This window comes from Actinomadura roseirufa (genome assembly GCF_900659635.1).
GTDB lineage: Bacteria > Actinomycetota > Actinomycetes > Streptosporangiales > Streptosporangiaceae > Spirillospora > Spirillospora roseirufa.
Genome location: NZ_CAACVB010000210.1, coordinates 1 through 13,834 on the forward strand (window position 1 = coordinate 1; position 13,834 = coordinate 13,834).

Here is a 13,834-nt window from a genome sequence, read left to right on the forward strand (position 1 = left end):
GGGGCGGCCACCGCGCACCGGGAGGCGCGGCGCTGCGCGGACGCCCTGGTCGCCCTCGGCCGCGGCGGCGACGGCGCGGGCGCGGCCGAGCTGGGCTTCGTCGGACTGCTGGTCGGCGACGGCCGGGACGTGGCCGGCTTCCTCGCCCGCACGCTCGGGCCCGTCCTCGGCTACGACGAGCGGCGCGGCACCGCCCTCGTCCGGACGCTGGAGTCCTACTTCGGCAGCGGGTGCAGCCCGTCCCGCACCGCGGAGCGCCTGCACGTCCACGTCAACACCGTCACCCAGCGCCTGGACCGGATCGGGCGGCTGCTCGGCGACGGCTGGCAGTCCCCCGAGCGCGCCCTGGAACTCCAGCTCGCGCTGCGGCTCCACCAGCTTTCCCAGTGAGGGGGAACCACATGACGAGACGTCCCGCCCTGGGAGCGGCGCACATGTCCTGTCAGACCGTCCGGGACCCGGTCCACTCCAGGAGGGCGGCGGCCGGGAGGGCGTTGACGATCCGGCCGGCGGGAACGCCGCACCGCGCCGCCCGCTCGCACCCGTGGTGCTGCCAGTCGAGCTGCCCCGGCGCGTGCGCGTCGGAGTCGATCGAGAACCGGCAGCCCGCCTCGACGGCCAGGCGCAGCAGCCGCTTGGGCGGGTCGAGCCGCTCGGGCCGCGAGTTGATCTCGACGGCGACGTCGTAGGCGGCGCAGGCGTCGAAGACCAGCGCGGCGTCGAACTCCGACTCCGGGCGCAGCCCGCCCCGCTTTCCGCCCGCCTTCACGATGCGCCCGGTGCAGTGGCCGAGGACGTCCACCCGGGGGTCGGCGATCGCCGTCACCATCCGCTTCGTCATCGCCACCCGGTCCATGCGCAGCTTGGAGTGGACGCTGGCCACGACCACGTCGAGGCGGTCCAGCAGGTCGGGTTCCTGGTCGAGGGTCCCGTCCTCCAGGATGTCGACCTCGATGCCGGTCAGGACCCGGAACGGGGCCAGTTCCTCGTTCAGCTCGGCGACGACGTCGAGCTGGCGGCGCAGCCGGTCGGCCGACAGGCCGTTGGCCACTTTCAGCCGCGGCGAGTGGTCGGTGAGCGCGAGGTACTCGTGGCCCAGCGCGCGCGCCGTCTCGGCCATCTCCCGGATCGGCGACCCGCCGTCCGACCAGTCGCTGTGGGTGTGCAGGTCGCCCTTCAGCGCGGCGCGCAGCGCGGCCGCCGCCTCGTCCAGCGGCTCGCCCTCCGTGGCCTCCAGGCGGCGCAGGTACACGGGCCGCTCCCCGCGCAGGGCCTCCTCGATCACCAGGGCGGTGACCTTGCCGATGCCGGGCAGCGCGGTCAGCGTCCCCTCGCCCGCCCGTTCCGCCAGCTCGGCGGGGCCGGTCCGCTCGGCGAGATCGGCGGCGGAGCGGAACGCCCGCACGCGGTAGGCCGGCTCATGCGCGCGCTCCAGCAGGAACGCGATCCGGCGCAGGGCTTCGACTGGCTCCACCCCCGCACCGTACCCAGGTATTACACCCCGGTCGCACCATGGTGTCATTCAGTGCGGGCCCGGTGTCCTTAGCCTGGGCCCATGGTCAGCGAGAACTCCGACCGCCCCGATTTGCTGCGCAACGTGCTGTGGAACGGGATCCTCGCCGCCGCCGTGACCGGCCGGGCCGACCCGGCGCCGCTGCGGCGGCCCTGGCCGCCGCTGCTGCGCTGGACCCGCTACATCGGTCTCGGGCGGCTGCCGTACGGCCTGGTGACGAACCTGTTCGGGCTCGGGCTGACGGTCGCGCTGACCGCCACGACGGTGTCGCTGCTGAAGACCGAGATCGCCCGCCGCGGCCTGCAACCGGCCGGCGTCACGGTGCTCCTCATCGCCGTCGCGACCACCGCGCCGCTGGCGCTGCGCCACCGCCATCCGCTCGGCGCCTGGCGGCTGAGCTTCGCCGCGATGGCGCTGGTCGACGTGGACGGCTGGCTGACCGTCCCCTTCTACCTCCCGGTGGGCTCGTTCGCCGCCATCACGTGCCTGTACACGGTGGCGGTGCGGTGCTCGCGGGACATCACGCTCGGCGTCGGGATCCTGTCGTTCACGGGCGTGTGGATCAAGGACCCGGCGAGCGCGGCGGGCGCCTCGGTGGTGGTGCTGCTGCCGCTCGCGATGGGCTACGCCGTCCGGGTGCGGCAGACGTCCCAGCGGCAGCTCGCCGAGCAGGAGCGCCGTCACCTGGCGGCCGAGGCGGTGCTGACCGAGCGGCAGCGGATCGCCCGCGAGCTGCACGACGTCGTCGCCCACCACATGTCGATGATCGCGATCCAGGCGGAGGCGGCGCCCTACAAGGTGGAGGCCATGCCCGACGAGACGCGCCGCGACCTCGCCGAGATCCGCGTGACGGCGCTGGACGCGCTGACCGAGATGCGCCGCGTCCTCGGCGTGCTGCGCTCGGCGGACGGCGCCGAGACCGCCCCGCAGCCGAGCCTGGACCGGCTCGACGAGCTGCTCGCCAACGCCCGCGGCGCCGGGCTCGCCGTCACGGCCCGGCTGGACGGCGACCTCGCCGGGCTCCCGCCGGGCGTGGGCCTCACCGCGTTCCGGATCCTGCAGGAGGCGCTCAGCAACGCGATGCGGCACGCCCCCGCGTCCCGGGTGACGCTCGACGCGGCGCGCGAGGACGGCATACTGCGGCTGGGCGTGGCCAACGGCCCGCCGGGCCACGCCCCGGCCCCGTCCCCGCCCGGCGGGCACGGGCTGGTGGGCATGCGCGAGCGGGCCGCCATGCTGGGCGGGGAGCTGACCGCGCGGCCCACACCGGACGGAGGATTCGCCGTGAACGCCACACTGCCGGTGAAGGCGCAGGACGCGACGTGACCGTCCGGGTCGTGATCGTCGACGACCAGGGCATGGTCCGCACCGGGTTCGGCGTGCTGCTGAACGCCCAGCCCGACATCGAGGTCGTCGGGGAGGCCGTCAACGGCGCGGAGGGCCTCGCCCGCGTCGCCGAGCTACGTCCCGACGTGGTGCTGATGGACGTCCGGATGCCGGTGATGGACGGCCTGGAGGCGACCCGCCGGCTGCTCGCCGGCGACGCCGCCGACCGCCCGAAGGTGCTCATGCTCACCACCTTCGACCTCGACGACTACGTCTACGAGGCGCTGCGGGCGGGCGCCAGCGGCTTCCTGCTCAAGGACGCCTCGGCGACCGAGCTGGCCGACGCCGTCCGGGTCGTGGCGGCGGGCGACGCGCTGCTGTCCCCGTCGGTCACCCGGCGGCTCATCGCCGAGTTCTCCCGGCTCGGCGCCCCGCGCGCCCCGTCCCGGCGGCGGCTGGACGTGCTGACCGAGCGCGAGACCGAGGTGCTCGCGCTGGTCGCGCGCGGCCTGTCCAACGGCGAGATCGCCGCGGAGCTCGTCGTGGCCGAGCAGACGGTCAAGACGCACTTCGGGCGGATCCTGATGAAGCTCGCCCTCCGGGACCGGGCGCAGGCGATCGTGTACGCCTACGACGTGGGCCTGGTCCGCCCCGGCGACTGACATCCGGTAGCGCGTCCCTCCGCGGTATCGGCCCTAGTACCTCAGGGCCATCGCGCAAGACGGGACCACCGGTTGATCCGCGTTCGGGCCCCGCGTTCCTACCGTCCTGTCCAGTGCCGACCCACCGGACAGGAGGGATTCGCGATGCCCAGCGGCGACCCGACAGGCGACCCGGCAGGCGACGTCGCCCACCGCCCGCGCCCACCGCGCCGCGCCACCGTCGCCGCGGTGGCCCTGGCCGCCCTCGGGACGACGACCGCGGCGGCCCGGGCCGAGCCGTACGCCGCGCCCGCGCCGTTACCGGAGCTGACGGCGGCGACCCTCCAGGCCCGCTACGCGGCCGCCGGCCGGGAGATCACCCTGGCCAGGGCCGCCGCGGAGCGGCTGCACGACGGCGGCCGGGTCCGCGCGCTGACGGCCCTCCTCGCGCCGGGCCGCCGGTTCCTGTCGTTCGACGCGCGCGGCGCGGGCCGCGCGGTCGAGGTCATCGGCGACCTGGCGAGCGCCGGCCGGGTCGCCGTCGTCGTGCCCGGCGCGGACGGCGCGCTCGCGACCTTCGACTCGGACAAGTTCGCCGGGGGCGGCGGCCGGGCCCTGTACCGGCGGGCGGCGCGGGCCGCGCCGGGCGCGCGGCTCGCCGTGATCGCCTGGCTCGGGTACCGCTCGCCGTCGACGCTGAGCACCGCCGTCCTCACCGGGTCCCGCGCCGACGAGGGGGCCCGTGCCCTCGGCCGCCTCCTCTCCGGGGTGCACCGGGTGAACGGACGGGCGCGCATCGCGCTCCTGTGCCACAGCTACGGCTCGGTGGTCTGCGGGAAGGCCGCGCCCCGTCTCGGGCCCCTGCCGGTGGACGAGATCGCCCTGTACGGCAGCCCCGGCACCACGACCCGCGATTCCGCCGCCCTCCGCACGACGGCGCATGTCTGGGCCGGACGGTCCCGGGGCGACTGGATGCGGTACGTTCCGAACGTCCATCTGGCCGGTGTCGGCTTCGGTCAGGATCCCACCGCGCCGGCGTTCGGGGCCCTGCGCTTCGACGCCGGGACCGGCCCGCACAGCGCCTACCTCGAACCGGGCTCCACCGCGCTGCGCAACCTCACCCTGATCGCGCTCGGCCGCGACGCCGACGTCACCCGCGCCTGAGACCCGCCCGGCGGCGCCGTCCGAACCCCGGACGCCCTCCGGACATCTCAACCACGAGCGCCTGCTTCGGGAGGCCCCCTGAAACCCCGGACGCCAAAAGGACCGAGGATGCCGCCGCGCACGACGCCGCGTGAGACGACACCGCGCGAAACCCCCCATGAGACGAGGCGCCACGAGAGCCGGCGGCACGAGAGGGCGCGGCGCCCCCGCCGGGTCCGCCGGGCCCTCGCCTGCACGGCGATCATCTCGGGCATCCTGCTGACCACGGCCGGGACCGGCCACGCCGACCCGTACGCGCCGCCCGCCCCCGTCCCGTCGATGACGCCCACCACGCTGGACGCCCGCTACGCCGCCGAGCGCCGCTCGATCGAGCAGGCCCTGCGGACCGCGCGGCGGGTCGGCGACCGGGGCCGGCAGCGCGCCTTCGGCGCGTTCCTGCGGCCCGGACGGCACTTCCTCTACTTTGACGCGCGACGGCGGGGGGAGGCCGTCGAGGTCGTCGGCGACCTCGCCGGGGCCGAGCGGATCGCGGTGCTGGTCCCGGGGGCCGACACCACGCTGACCACGTTCGACGAGCGGCCGGGCCGGCCGTGGTCGGCGCCGGGCGGGGGCGCGAGGGCCGTGTACGCGCAGGCCGCCTCGCTGTCGCCGCGGCCGGGGCTCGCGGTGGTCGCCTGGCTCGGGTACGCGGCGCCGAAGACGCTCAGCGGCGACGTGCTCACCGACGAGCGGGCCGCGCAGGGCGCCGTGCTGCTGCGCCGGTTCATCGCGGGCGTGCACGCCGCCAGCCCGGGCGCCCGGATCGGCCTCCTATGCCACAGCTACGGCTCGGTCGTGTGCGGGCGGGCCGCGCGCGGCGGCCCCGGCGCGGCGGCGTGGCGGACGGTCACCGACATCGCGCTGTTCGGCAGCCCCGGCACGACCGCCTGGTCGGCGGCCGGGTTCGGTCCCACGGCCCGCGTCTGGGCCGGGCGCGGGTCCGGCGACTGGATGGAGGACGTCCCCCACGTCCGCATCCTCGGCATCGGGCTCGGCCCCGACCCCGTCTCCCGCGGCTTCGGAGCCCGGGTGTTCGACGCCGGGGCCAGCGGCCACGGCGACTACCTCGCCCCCGGGTCGGCGTCGCTGCGCAACCTCACCGGCATCGCGCTCGGCGACCCCGGGCGGGTCACGCCGGGCTGACCGGCCCGTCCTGTTCGGGACGGGTCATCACCGGTGTGATGGCACCCTGGGAGGGTGAACACCCCGAACGAGGCCGAAATCCGCGAGCAGACCACCCAGCGCCTGGAGAAGGCCATGGGGACGTTCGGCACCGCGGCCCTGAGCAGCATGGAGGAGCAGCTCCCCTGGTTCCGGCGCATGCCCGCCGACCAGCGCTCATGGATCGGCCTGGTCGCCCAGGCGGGCATCGCCGCGTTCGTGGAGTGGTTCAAGAGCAGCGAGCGGACCCGCCCCGCCATCGCCGGCGAGGTGTTCGGCACCGCGCCCCGCGAGCTGCTGCGCTCGGTCAAGCTCCAGCACACCATCGACATGGTCCGCGTGATCATCGACGTGGTCGAGACCCGGCTGGACGAGCTCGCCGCCCCCGGCGGCGAGGCCCAGCTCCGCGAGGCGATCCTGCGCTACACGCGCGACGTCGCGTTCGGCGCCGCGCAGGTGTACGCCCGCGCCGCCGAGACCCGCGCCGCCTGGGACGCCCGGCTGGAGGCCCTGGTCGTCAACGCGGTGCTGCGCGACGAGGTCGACGACGGCATGCACTCGTGGGCCGCCGCGCTCGGCTGGACGTCCAAGCCCGTCACGGTCATCGCCGGGTACACCCCCGAGGACGAGGAGCCCGAGGTCACCATCGACCAGATGCAGCTCGCCGCCCGCCGCGCGCGCGCCGACGTGCTGGCCGGCGTCCAGGGGCGCCGGGTCATCGTCATCGTCGGCGGCGACACCGACCCCATGGAGGCCGCCCGACCGATCGCCGCCAAGTGCGGGCCCGGTCCCGTCGTCGTCGGCCCGCGCGTCGGCGATCTCTACGACTCCACCGCCTCCGCGCGCGCCGCCGTCGCCGGGCTCCGCGCCGCCGCCGGCTGGCCCGACGCGCCGCGTCCCGTCCAGGCCGCGGAACTGCTGCCCGAACGGGCGCTCGACGGCGACGAGGAGGCCCGCCGCTACCTGGTGGAGGGCGTCTACAACCCGATGCTCGCCGCCGGCGCCCCCCTGCTGGACACCCTGACCACCTACCTGGAGCAGGGGTCGTCGCTGGAGGCCACCGCGCGGCTGCTGTTCGTCCACCCCAACACCGTCCGCTACCGGCTGCGCCGCGTGACCGAGCTCACCGGCCTCGCCCCCACCGACGGGCGCAACGCGTTCACGCTGCGCATCGCCCTGGTCCTCGGCCGCTTCGGCACCCGGGCCTCGCGCGGGTGACGCCGCGGGCCGATGTTGTAGGGGTCGTACAAACCCCCCGGACCAAATTCGTCCGCACCGGCATCGGCACCGGGGACCCGTTGACGGCAGGCTGGACGCTGTGATCCTCCTCGCATCGCCCGGCCAGGGCGCCCAGACCCCCGGCTTCCTGCAGCCGTGGCTAGAGATACCCGGAGTCGCCGACCGGCTCGCCTGGTGGTCCGCCGTCACCGGTCTGGACCTGGTCCGATACGGGACGACCGCGGACGCCGAGGAGATCCGCGACACCGCCGTGGCCCAGCCGCTGCTGGTCGCCGCCGCCCTCGCCGCCTACGAGGTGCTCTACCCCGGGGACGCGCGGCCCGCCGCCGTCGCCGGGCACAGCGTCGGCGAGCTGGCCGCCGCCGCGATCGCCGGGGTGCTGTCCCCCGAGTCCGCGCTGGTCCTCGTCCGGGAGCGGGGCCGCGCGATGGCCGAGGCCGCCGCCGTCACCGAGACCGGCATGACCGCCGTGCTCGGCGGCGACGCCAACGAGGTCCTCGCCGCCATCGACAAGCACGGGCTCACCCCCGCCAACGTCAACGGCGCCGGCCAGGTCGTGGCCGCCGGGACCACCGGCGACCTCGCCGAGTTCACCGCCGACCCGCCCGCCGGCGCCCGGCTGCGCTCGCTGTCGGTCGCCGGGGCCTTCCACACCGAGCACATGGCGCCCGCCGTCGACACCCTGCGCCGGCTCGCGCCGGGCGTCCCGGTCGCCGACCCCCGGGCGACGCTGCTGCAGAACCGCGACGGCGCCGCCGTCACCTCCGGCGCCGACTTCCTGGAACGGCTCGTCCAGCAGGTCAGCGCCCCCGTCCGCTGGGACGCCTGCATGGGCACCATGCGCGAGCTCGGCGTCACCGCGATCATCGAGCTGCCGCCCGCCGGCACGCTGGCGGGCCTCGCCCGCCGTGAGCTCAAGGACGTCGAGCGGGTCGCCCTCAAGACCCCCGACGACCTCGCCAAGGCCCGCGACCTGATCGAGGCGCACACCTCATGACCGTCCAGCTGCGCACCCCCGCGTTCACGCCCGGCGCCCGCATCCTCGCCTTCGGCGACTACCAGCCCGCCCGCATCGTCACCAACGACGACCTCGCCAAGATCGTCGACACCGACGACGCGTGGATCCGCAGCCGCGTCGGCATCGCCGAGCGGCGCATCGCCGGCGACGACGAGGGCATCGTCGAGCTCGGCGTGCACGCCGGCGGCAAGGCGCTGGCCGCCAGCGGGCTCGCCCCCCGCGACATCGACCTGGTCATCCTCGCCACCTGCTCGGCGGAGTCGCCGATGCCGAGCCACGCGCCCGCCGTCGCGCACCGCCTGGGCATCAAGGCCCCCGGGGCGTTCGACGTCAACGCCGCCTGCGCCGGGTTCTGCTACGCGCTGGCCACCGCCGGCTCCGCCGTCCAGACCGGGATGGCGCGCAACGTGCTGGTCATCGGCTCGGAGAAGATGTCCCAGTGGATCGACTGGACGGACCGGTCGACCTGCATCATCTTCGCCGACGGCGCGGGCGCCGCGGTCGTCACCGGCAGCGACGCGCCCGGCATCGGCCCGGTCGTGTGGGGCAGCGCCGGGGACGGCTTCGACAAGATCATCATTGACGACCGGCACTCCTCCATCCGGCAGGAGGGCCAGGCGGTCTTCCGCTGGGCGACCACCGCCATCGCGCCCGTCGCCCTGGAGGCGTGCGAGCGGGCCGGGGTCGCGCCGCAGGACCTCGCCGCCGTCGTCCCGCACCAGGCCAACCTGCGGATCATCGAGGCCATCGCGCGCCGGATGAAGGCCGTGAACGCCGTCATCGCCGACGACGTCGTCCACTCGGGCAACACCTCGGCGGCGTCCATCCCGCTCGCGCTGTCCCACATGATCGAACGCGGCGACGTGCCGTCCGGAGCCCCCGCCCTGCTGGTCGGCTTCGGCGCCGGGCTGTCCTACGCCGCACAAGTCATCCAGATCCCGTAGGCCGGTCACGCCCGCGCCGCAAGCTCTGGACCAACCCATAAAGGAGAACCCGCATCATGGCAGTCGCCACCGAACAGCAGATCCTGGACGGCATCGCCGAGATCATCGACGACATCGTCGGCGTCGACAAGTCCGAGGTGACCCCGGAGAAGAACTTCATCGACGACCTCGACATCGACTCGCTGTCGATGGTGGAGATCGCGGTGTCGGCCCAGGACCAGTTCGGCGTCGAGATCCCCGACGACGAGCTGCGCAACCTCAAGACGGTCCAGGACGTCATCAACTTCGTCCAGAAGCTGCAGAGCTGAGACCGCGGGGACGGCGCGCCGCCCCGGCCGGAACGGTCCCGTCCGGGACCCCCCGGACCGCCCGATGGCGCGGCGCGCCCGGCCCACCCCTCCCGTTCGCAAGGAGCACCGACGTATGAGCCAGAGCCCGACCAAAGTCGTCGTGACCGGCCTCGGGGCCACGACCCCTCTCGGCGGCGACATGCCGTCGACATGGTCCGCCCTGCTCGCCGGCAAGTCCGGGATTCGCCCGCTGACCTGGGACTTCGTGAACGAGCTGCCGGTGCGGTTCGCCGCGACCCTGGCGGTCGACCCGTCCGAGGTCATGCCGAAACAGCACCTGCGCCGCCTGGACCGCAACCAGGCCATCGCCCTGATCGCGGCGCGGGAGGCGTGGACGAGCGCCGGATTCGCCCCGCCCGCCACGCGCAGGGCCAAGAAGGGCGAGGAGACCGCCGGCGTGCCCGGCGGCTTCGCCGTGGACGGTGAGCGGCTCGGCGTGGTGGTGTCCAGCGGCATCGGCGGCCTGCACACCGCCCTCGACAGCTACGACGTCTGGAAGGAGAAGGGCTGGTCGCGCGTCACCCCCTTCACCGTCCCGATGCTCATGCCCAACGGCGCGTCCGGGCACGTCGGCATCGAGTTCGGCGCGATGGCCGGCTCGCACGCCCTGGTCTCCGCCTGCGCCTCCAGCGGCGAGGCGGTCGGCTACGCCATCGACATGATCCGCGCCGGCCGCGCCGACGTCGTGATCTGCGGCGGGACCGAGTCGTGCATCCACCCGCTGCAGATGGCCTCGTTCGGTGCCATGCGGGCCATGTCGACGCGCAACGACGAGCCGGAGCGCGCGTCCCGCCCCTACGACAAGAACCGCGACGGGTTCGTGCTCGGCGAGGGCGCCGCCGTCATGATCCTCGAGTCGGAGGAGCACGCCCGCGCACGCGGCGCGCAGATCCACGGCATCGCCGCGGGCTGCGGCTACTCCGGCGACGCCTACGACATCGTGCTGCCGGACCCGAGCGGCGCCGGGCAGGCCAAGGCCATGCGGCGGGCGCTGGCCGACGCCGGTCTCGCCCCCGAGGACATCGTCCACATCAACGCGCACGCCACCTCCACGCCCGCCGGCGACGTGGCCGAGCTCGCCTCGATCAAGGCGGGGCTCGGCGAGGAGGCCGCCTCGAAGGTGGTCATCACCGCCACCAAGTCGATGACCGGGCACCTGCTCGGCGGCGCGGGCGCACTGGAGTCGATCTTCACGATCCTGGCGCTGCGGGACGGCATCGTGCCGCCCACCGCCAACCTCGAGGACATCGACGACGAGGTCGACCTGGACATCGTGCGCGGCGAGCCGCGCAAGCTCCCCGACGGCCCCGCCGCCGCGCTCAACAACTCCTTCGGCTTCGGCGGCCACAACGTGTCGGTCGCCTTCCAGCGGGTCCTCTGAGCGGTACTTATTGCAAGCCCGGCTCACTGTGTTAACTGCAATCCCGGCCCACGAGCTCGCCTAGCGGCTCACCCGTGACCGTGCTTGTGCGAGCGCGAATCGCTTCGCGATCTTCCCGGCGGGGCTCGCCTTCGGCGTTGCCCCGCCGGTCAGGTCGCGCGCTCGCGTGACGGCTGAGGACCACTGTGAAACACGCCCCAGTGCCGTGTGTTCTCGTGCCGTGTGTTCTCCTGCCGTGGTGTTCCGACCTTGCCGGATCCCTCCCCCGCGGCGTCCCAGGCCCGTCCGGCACGGCGCTCACCCCATCCCGGGGGGCTCACGCCTGGCGCTCGCGCTGCCGCGCGATGTTCATTCCTGTTGCGGGGCTCGTCCTGCCGCGGGGTGCTCTCCCCATTTTGGGGGGTTGGGTCGGGGCGGGTTTTGGTCCTGCCGGATTCTCGCCGCGGTGTCCTGGGGCCGTCCGGCTTGGCGCTCGGCGTTCTGGAGTGGGCTCTCCCAGAGTGCGGCGATGACGGTGCTTCCGGCCGGGGCGCGGGCATGGCGGCGCGCCCGTTCGCGCGGGCGCCTTCGCGGCGCCGGCGGCGGGGCGCGGGATCACGACCCGACGGCGGACGGCGGGCGGGCGGAGCGTGCGAGTTGCGGGACGGGCACGCTCCGCCCGGCACCGGCGGCCGGCCGGGCGAACGGTCAGACGGCCGCGTGCAGCCAGCGGACGGGCGCCCCGTCACCGGCCCGGCGGAACGGCTCCAGCTCGTTGTCCCACGGGGTGCCGAGCAGGCGGTCGAGCTCGTGCTCCAGCGTGGTCTTGCCGACCGCGGCGTTCGCCATGACCGAGCGGAGCCGGTCCTCGGGGACCATGATGTCGCCGCTGGCCCCGATCACGCCCATGAACACCCCGAGGGACGGGGTGAAGCTGTAGCGGACGCCGTCGCAGCCCGGCGTGGGATCTTCGGTGGCCTCGAAACGCATCAGTTTCCAGTTGCGCAGCGCGGAGGTGATGCCCGCGGCGGTCCCCGGCTTGCCCTCCCAATGAAGCTCGGCGCGCAGCGTTCCCGGCGCCGCCGCCTGATCAGCCCAATCAAGGGAAACGGGCACACCGAGTACACCTGCGGCGGCCCACTCGACATGCGGGCTCAGCGCAGGTGGCGCGGAGTGGACGTAAAAAACGCCACGTGCGGTCACCGGACCTCCTGGATCTGTACCGAGGCTCGTCTTCCCCTACGGCCTCGTACGTCCCAAGACGGCGTCCGCGTCCCTCATTGTGCATCATCGGCCCCGGTCGCACCACCGTGAGTTCTCTGTTTGTCGAACGCTTGACCACGGGATGCGCACCGTTAACGGTCCTCGATCGTCAAGGTTAGGCCCTCCGGGGGCCGCCGTGCAGAGGAAGGCCGCCATGGTGCCGGAGGCGGCCACGGGCCGCCCGGTCCCGGCGTCGGCTGGCCGCATCCGGGCGCGAACCGTCACACCCCGTGCTCGATCCGGCACTATGGGCGACCTTCAATGGAGGGCACGGGAAGCGAGGACCGATGTTCGATCAACAAGCCCGCCTGGAGCGGCTGCTGGCGCGGCACCCCGACGCCGTCGTGGTGGAGCCGCTGCCGGGGCGGCCCGCGCTGATCCGGCGGGACCAGCTCCTGGTCGCCGGGCAGGACGCGGCCGCCGCCGAGGAACTGGTGCGGCGCTGGTACGACTCGCGCCACGACGAGGAGGGCCTCACGCGGTTCCGGCTGCGCGCCCCGGCCAGGGTCGACGTGTGCGAGCTCGCCGCCGACATGTGCCGGGACGGCCGCCACCGCAACCTGAGCGTGGCGCCGAACCACCTCGTCCAGGGGCAGCCGATGTGGTGGAGCGGCCCCGCCGGCCCGCCGCGCCCGGTGCGGCCCGTCGACCCCCCGGAGGCGGAGCGCACGCGCCGCACCGTCACGGTGGCGGTCCTGGACACCGGCCTGTCGCCGCACCCCTGGTACGAGGACGCCTCGTGGTTCCGCGAGCAGCGCGACGAGGTGGCCGAGGAGCTCGACGCCGACCTGGACCACGAGCTGGACGCGCAGGCCGGGCACGGCACGTTCATCGCGGGCGTGGTGCTGCGGTACGCGCCGACCGCGCGGCTCCGGGCCCGCCGGGTCATCGGCGGGGACGGCGTCGGCGACGAGGCGGAGGTCGTCCGCGCGCTGGCGTGGCTCGCGGCGTGGGGCGGAGCGGACGTGGTGAACCTCTCGCTCGGCTGCCACACCTTCGACGACCGGCCCTCGCCGGTGCTGGCCCGCGCGCTCGCCGCGCTGGGCCGCCGGACGGTGGTCGTGGCGTGCGCGGGCAACACCGCGACCGAGCGCCCGTTCTGGCCCGCCGCGCTCAAACCGGTGATCGGGGTCGCGGCGCTGGACGGCACCGACCGGGCGCGCTTCTCGAACTACGGCTGGTGGGTGGACGCGTCCGCGCCCGGCGTGGACGTGGCCAGCAGCCACGTGTGGTTCGCCGGGGTCCGCGGCGAGCGCTTCGAGGGGTACGCGACGTGGAGCGGGACGTCCTTCGCGACGCCCTGCGTCGTCGGGCGGATCGCGGGGCTCGCCGCGCGCGAGGACATCGACGCGGTCGCCGCCGCGGACCGCGTCCTCGATCCGGCGCGCCGCCGTACCCTTCCCGACCTCGGCGTAATCATCAGTTCTTGAACACGGCCCGGCGGCGAAGCGGTAACCGTGCGCGCACGGACCGTCACGACGCCGTAGGTTGAACGGCCATCGGGGCTTCGGCGAGGAGGCTTCAGTGGCCCGGCAAGAAGGCACGGACGAGCTGGTGGACCGGGCCCGCGACGGCGACGGCGCCGCGTGGGCCCGGCTGGTCGAGCGGTTCAGCGGACTGCTCTGGGCGATCGCGCGCGGGTACGGCCTGGGCGACGCCGACGCGGGCGACGTCGTGCAGACGACGTGGCTGCGGCTGGTCGAACGGCTGGACGACCTGCGCGAGCCGGCCGCGGTGGGCGGATGGCTCGCGACCACCGCGCGCCGGGAGGCCGCGCGCCTGGCCGGCCGCGGGGGCAGCGCGCACGCGCCGTCCG

Annotated in this window: 14 protein-coding genes; 12 read left to right on the top strand and 2 right to left on the bottom strand. The window is 74.7% G+C overall.

Translation table 11 applies throughout. The annotated features are described in order from the left end of the window. A partial coding sequence (locus E1291_RS31365) for a PucR family transcriptional regulator (protein WP_131741698.1) occupies nucleotides 1-390 on the top strand: 390 nt, incomplete at its 5' end. 52 nt (nucleotides 391-442) lie between these two features. Here the strand turns inward: E1291_RS31365 and E1291_RS31370 are convergent. Continuing rightward, complete coding sequence (locus tag E1291_RS31370) at nucleotides 443-1,474, bottom strand: PHP domain-containing protein (protein ID WP_207401040.1); 1,032 nt, start codon at nucleotides 1,472-1,474, stop codon at nucleotides 443-445. Between the two features lie 81 nt (nucleotides 1,475-1,555). Here E1291_RS31370 and E1291_RS31375 point away from each other — a divergent pair, with 81 nt between their 5' ends. The 9 genes from E1291_RS31375 (at nucleotide 1,556) to E1291_RS31415 (ending at nucleotide 10,776) form a co-directional block, all read left to right on the top strand. Continuing rightward, the gene (locus E1291_RS31375) at nucleotides 1,556-2,839 is read left to right on the top strand and encodes a sensor histidine kinase (protein WP_242614492.1); all 1,284 of its coding nucleotides are present in this window, start codon (nucleotides 1,556-1,558) and stop codon (nucleotides 2,837-2,839) included. Then, a complete protein-coding gene (locus E1291_RS31380; RefSeq protein WP_131741700.1) occupies nucleotides 2,836-3,501 on the top strand; it encodes a response regulator in 666 nt (221 codons plus the stop codon). The genes E1291_RS31375 and E1291_RS31380 overlap by 4 nt, the downstream gene beginning before the upstream one ends. A gap of 144 nt (nucleotides 3,502-3,645) precedes the next feature. Further along, nucleotides 3,646-4,644 carry an alpha/beta hydrolase gene (locus E1291_RS31385; RefSeq protein ID WP_131741701.1) on the top strand — a complete coding sequence of 333 codons (999 nt, stop codon included), beginning with the start codon at nucleotides 3,646-3,648 and terminating at the stop codon, nucleotides 4,642-4,644. A gap of 108 nt (nucleotides 4,645-4,752) precedes the next feature. Then, nucleotides 4,753-5,826: an alpha/beta hydrolase gene (locus E1291_RS31390; protein ID WP_131741702.1), complete on the top strand. Its 1,074-nt coding sequence runs from the start codon at nucleotides 4,753-4,755 to the stop codon at nucleotides 5,824-5,826. A 114-nt stretch (nucleotides 5,827-5,940) separates the two neighbouring features. After that, complete coding sequence (locus E1291_RS31395) at nucleotides 5,941-7,062, top strand: PucR family transcriptional regulator (RefSeq protein ID WP_370771060.1); 1,122 nt, start codon at nucleotides 5,941-5,943, stop codon at nucleotides 7,060-7,062. 100 nt (nucleotides 7,063-7,162) lie between these two features. Next, a complete protein-coding gene (locus E1291_RS31400; RefSeq protein ID WP_131741704.1) occupies nucleotides 7,163-8,080 on the top strand; it encodes an ACP S-malonyltransferase in 918 nt (305 codons plus the stop codon). Then, nucleotides 8,077-9,045, top strand: a complete 969-nt coding sequence (locus tag E1291_RS31405) for a beta-ketoacyl-ACP synthase III (protein ID WP_131741705.1) — start codon at nucleotides 8,077-8,079, stop codon at nucleotides 9,043-9,045. Before E1291_RS31400 ends, E1291_RS31405 begins: the two co-directional genes overlap by 4 nt. A 56-nt stretch (nucleotides 9,046-9,101) precedes the next feature. After that, a complete protein-coding gene (locus tag E1291_RS31410) occupies nucleotides 9,102-9,353 on the top strand; it encodes an acyl carrier protein (protein ID WP_131741706.1) in 252 nt (83 codons plus the stop codon). A 115-nt stretch (nucleotides 9,354-9,468) separates the two neighbouring features. Then, complete coding sequence (locus tag E1291_RS31415) at nucleotides 9,469-10,776, top strand: beta-ketoacyl-[acyl-carrier-protein] synthase family protein (RefSeq protein ID WP_131741707.1); 1,308 nt, start codon at nucleotides 9,469-9,471, stop codon at nucleotides 10,774-10,776. A gap of 687 nt (nucleotides 10,777-11,463) precedes the next feature. Here E1291_RS31415 and E1291_RS31420 read toward each other — a convergent pair. After that, nucleotides 11,464-11,958, bottom strand: coding sequence for a DUF3145 domain-containing protein (locus E1291_RS31420; RefSeq protein WP_131741708.1), 495 nt, complete (start codon nucleotides 11,956-11,958; stop codon nucleotides 11,464-11,466). Nucleotides 11,959-12,305: 347 nt separating this feature from the next. Between E1291_RS31420 and E1291_RS31425 the strand changes: the two genes are divergently transcribed. Both E1291_RS31425 and E1291_RS31430 read left to right on the top strand, forming a co-directional pair. Continuing rightward, complete coding sequence (locus E1291_RS31425; RefSeq protein ID WP_131741709.1) at nucleotides 12,306-13,448, top strand: S8 family peptidase; 1,143 nt, start codon at nucleotides 12,306-12,308, stop codon at nucleotides 13,446-13,448. A 94-nt stretch (nucleotides 13,449-13,542) separates the two neighbouring features. Further along, nucleotides 13,543-13,834 (top strand): RNA polymerase sigma factor (locus tag E1291_RS31430; RefSeq protein ID WP_131741710.1); only part of this gene is annotated, 292 nt, incomplete at its 3' end.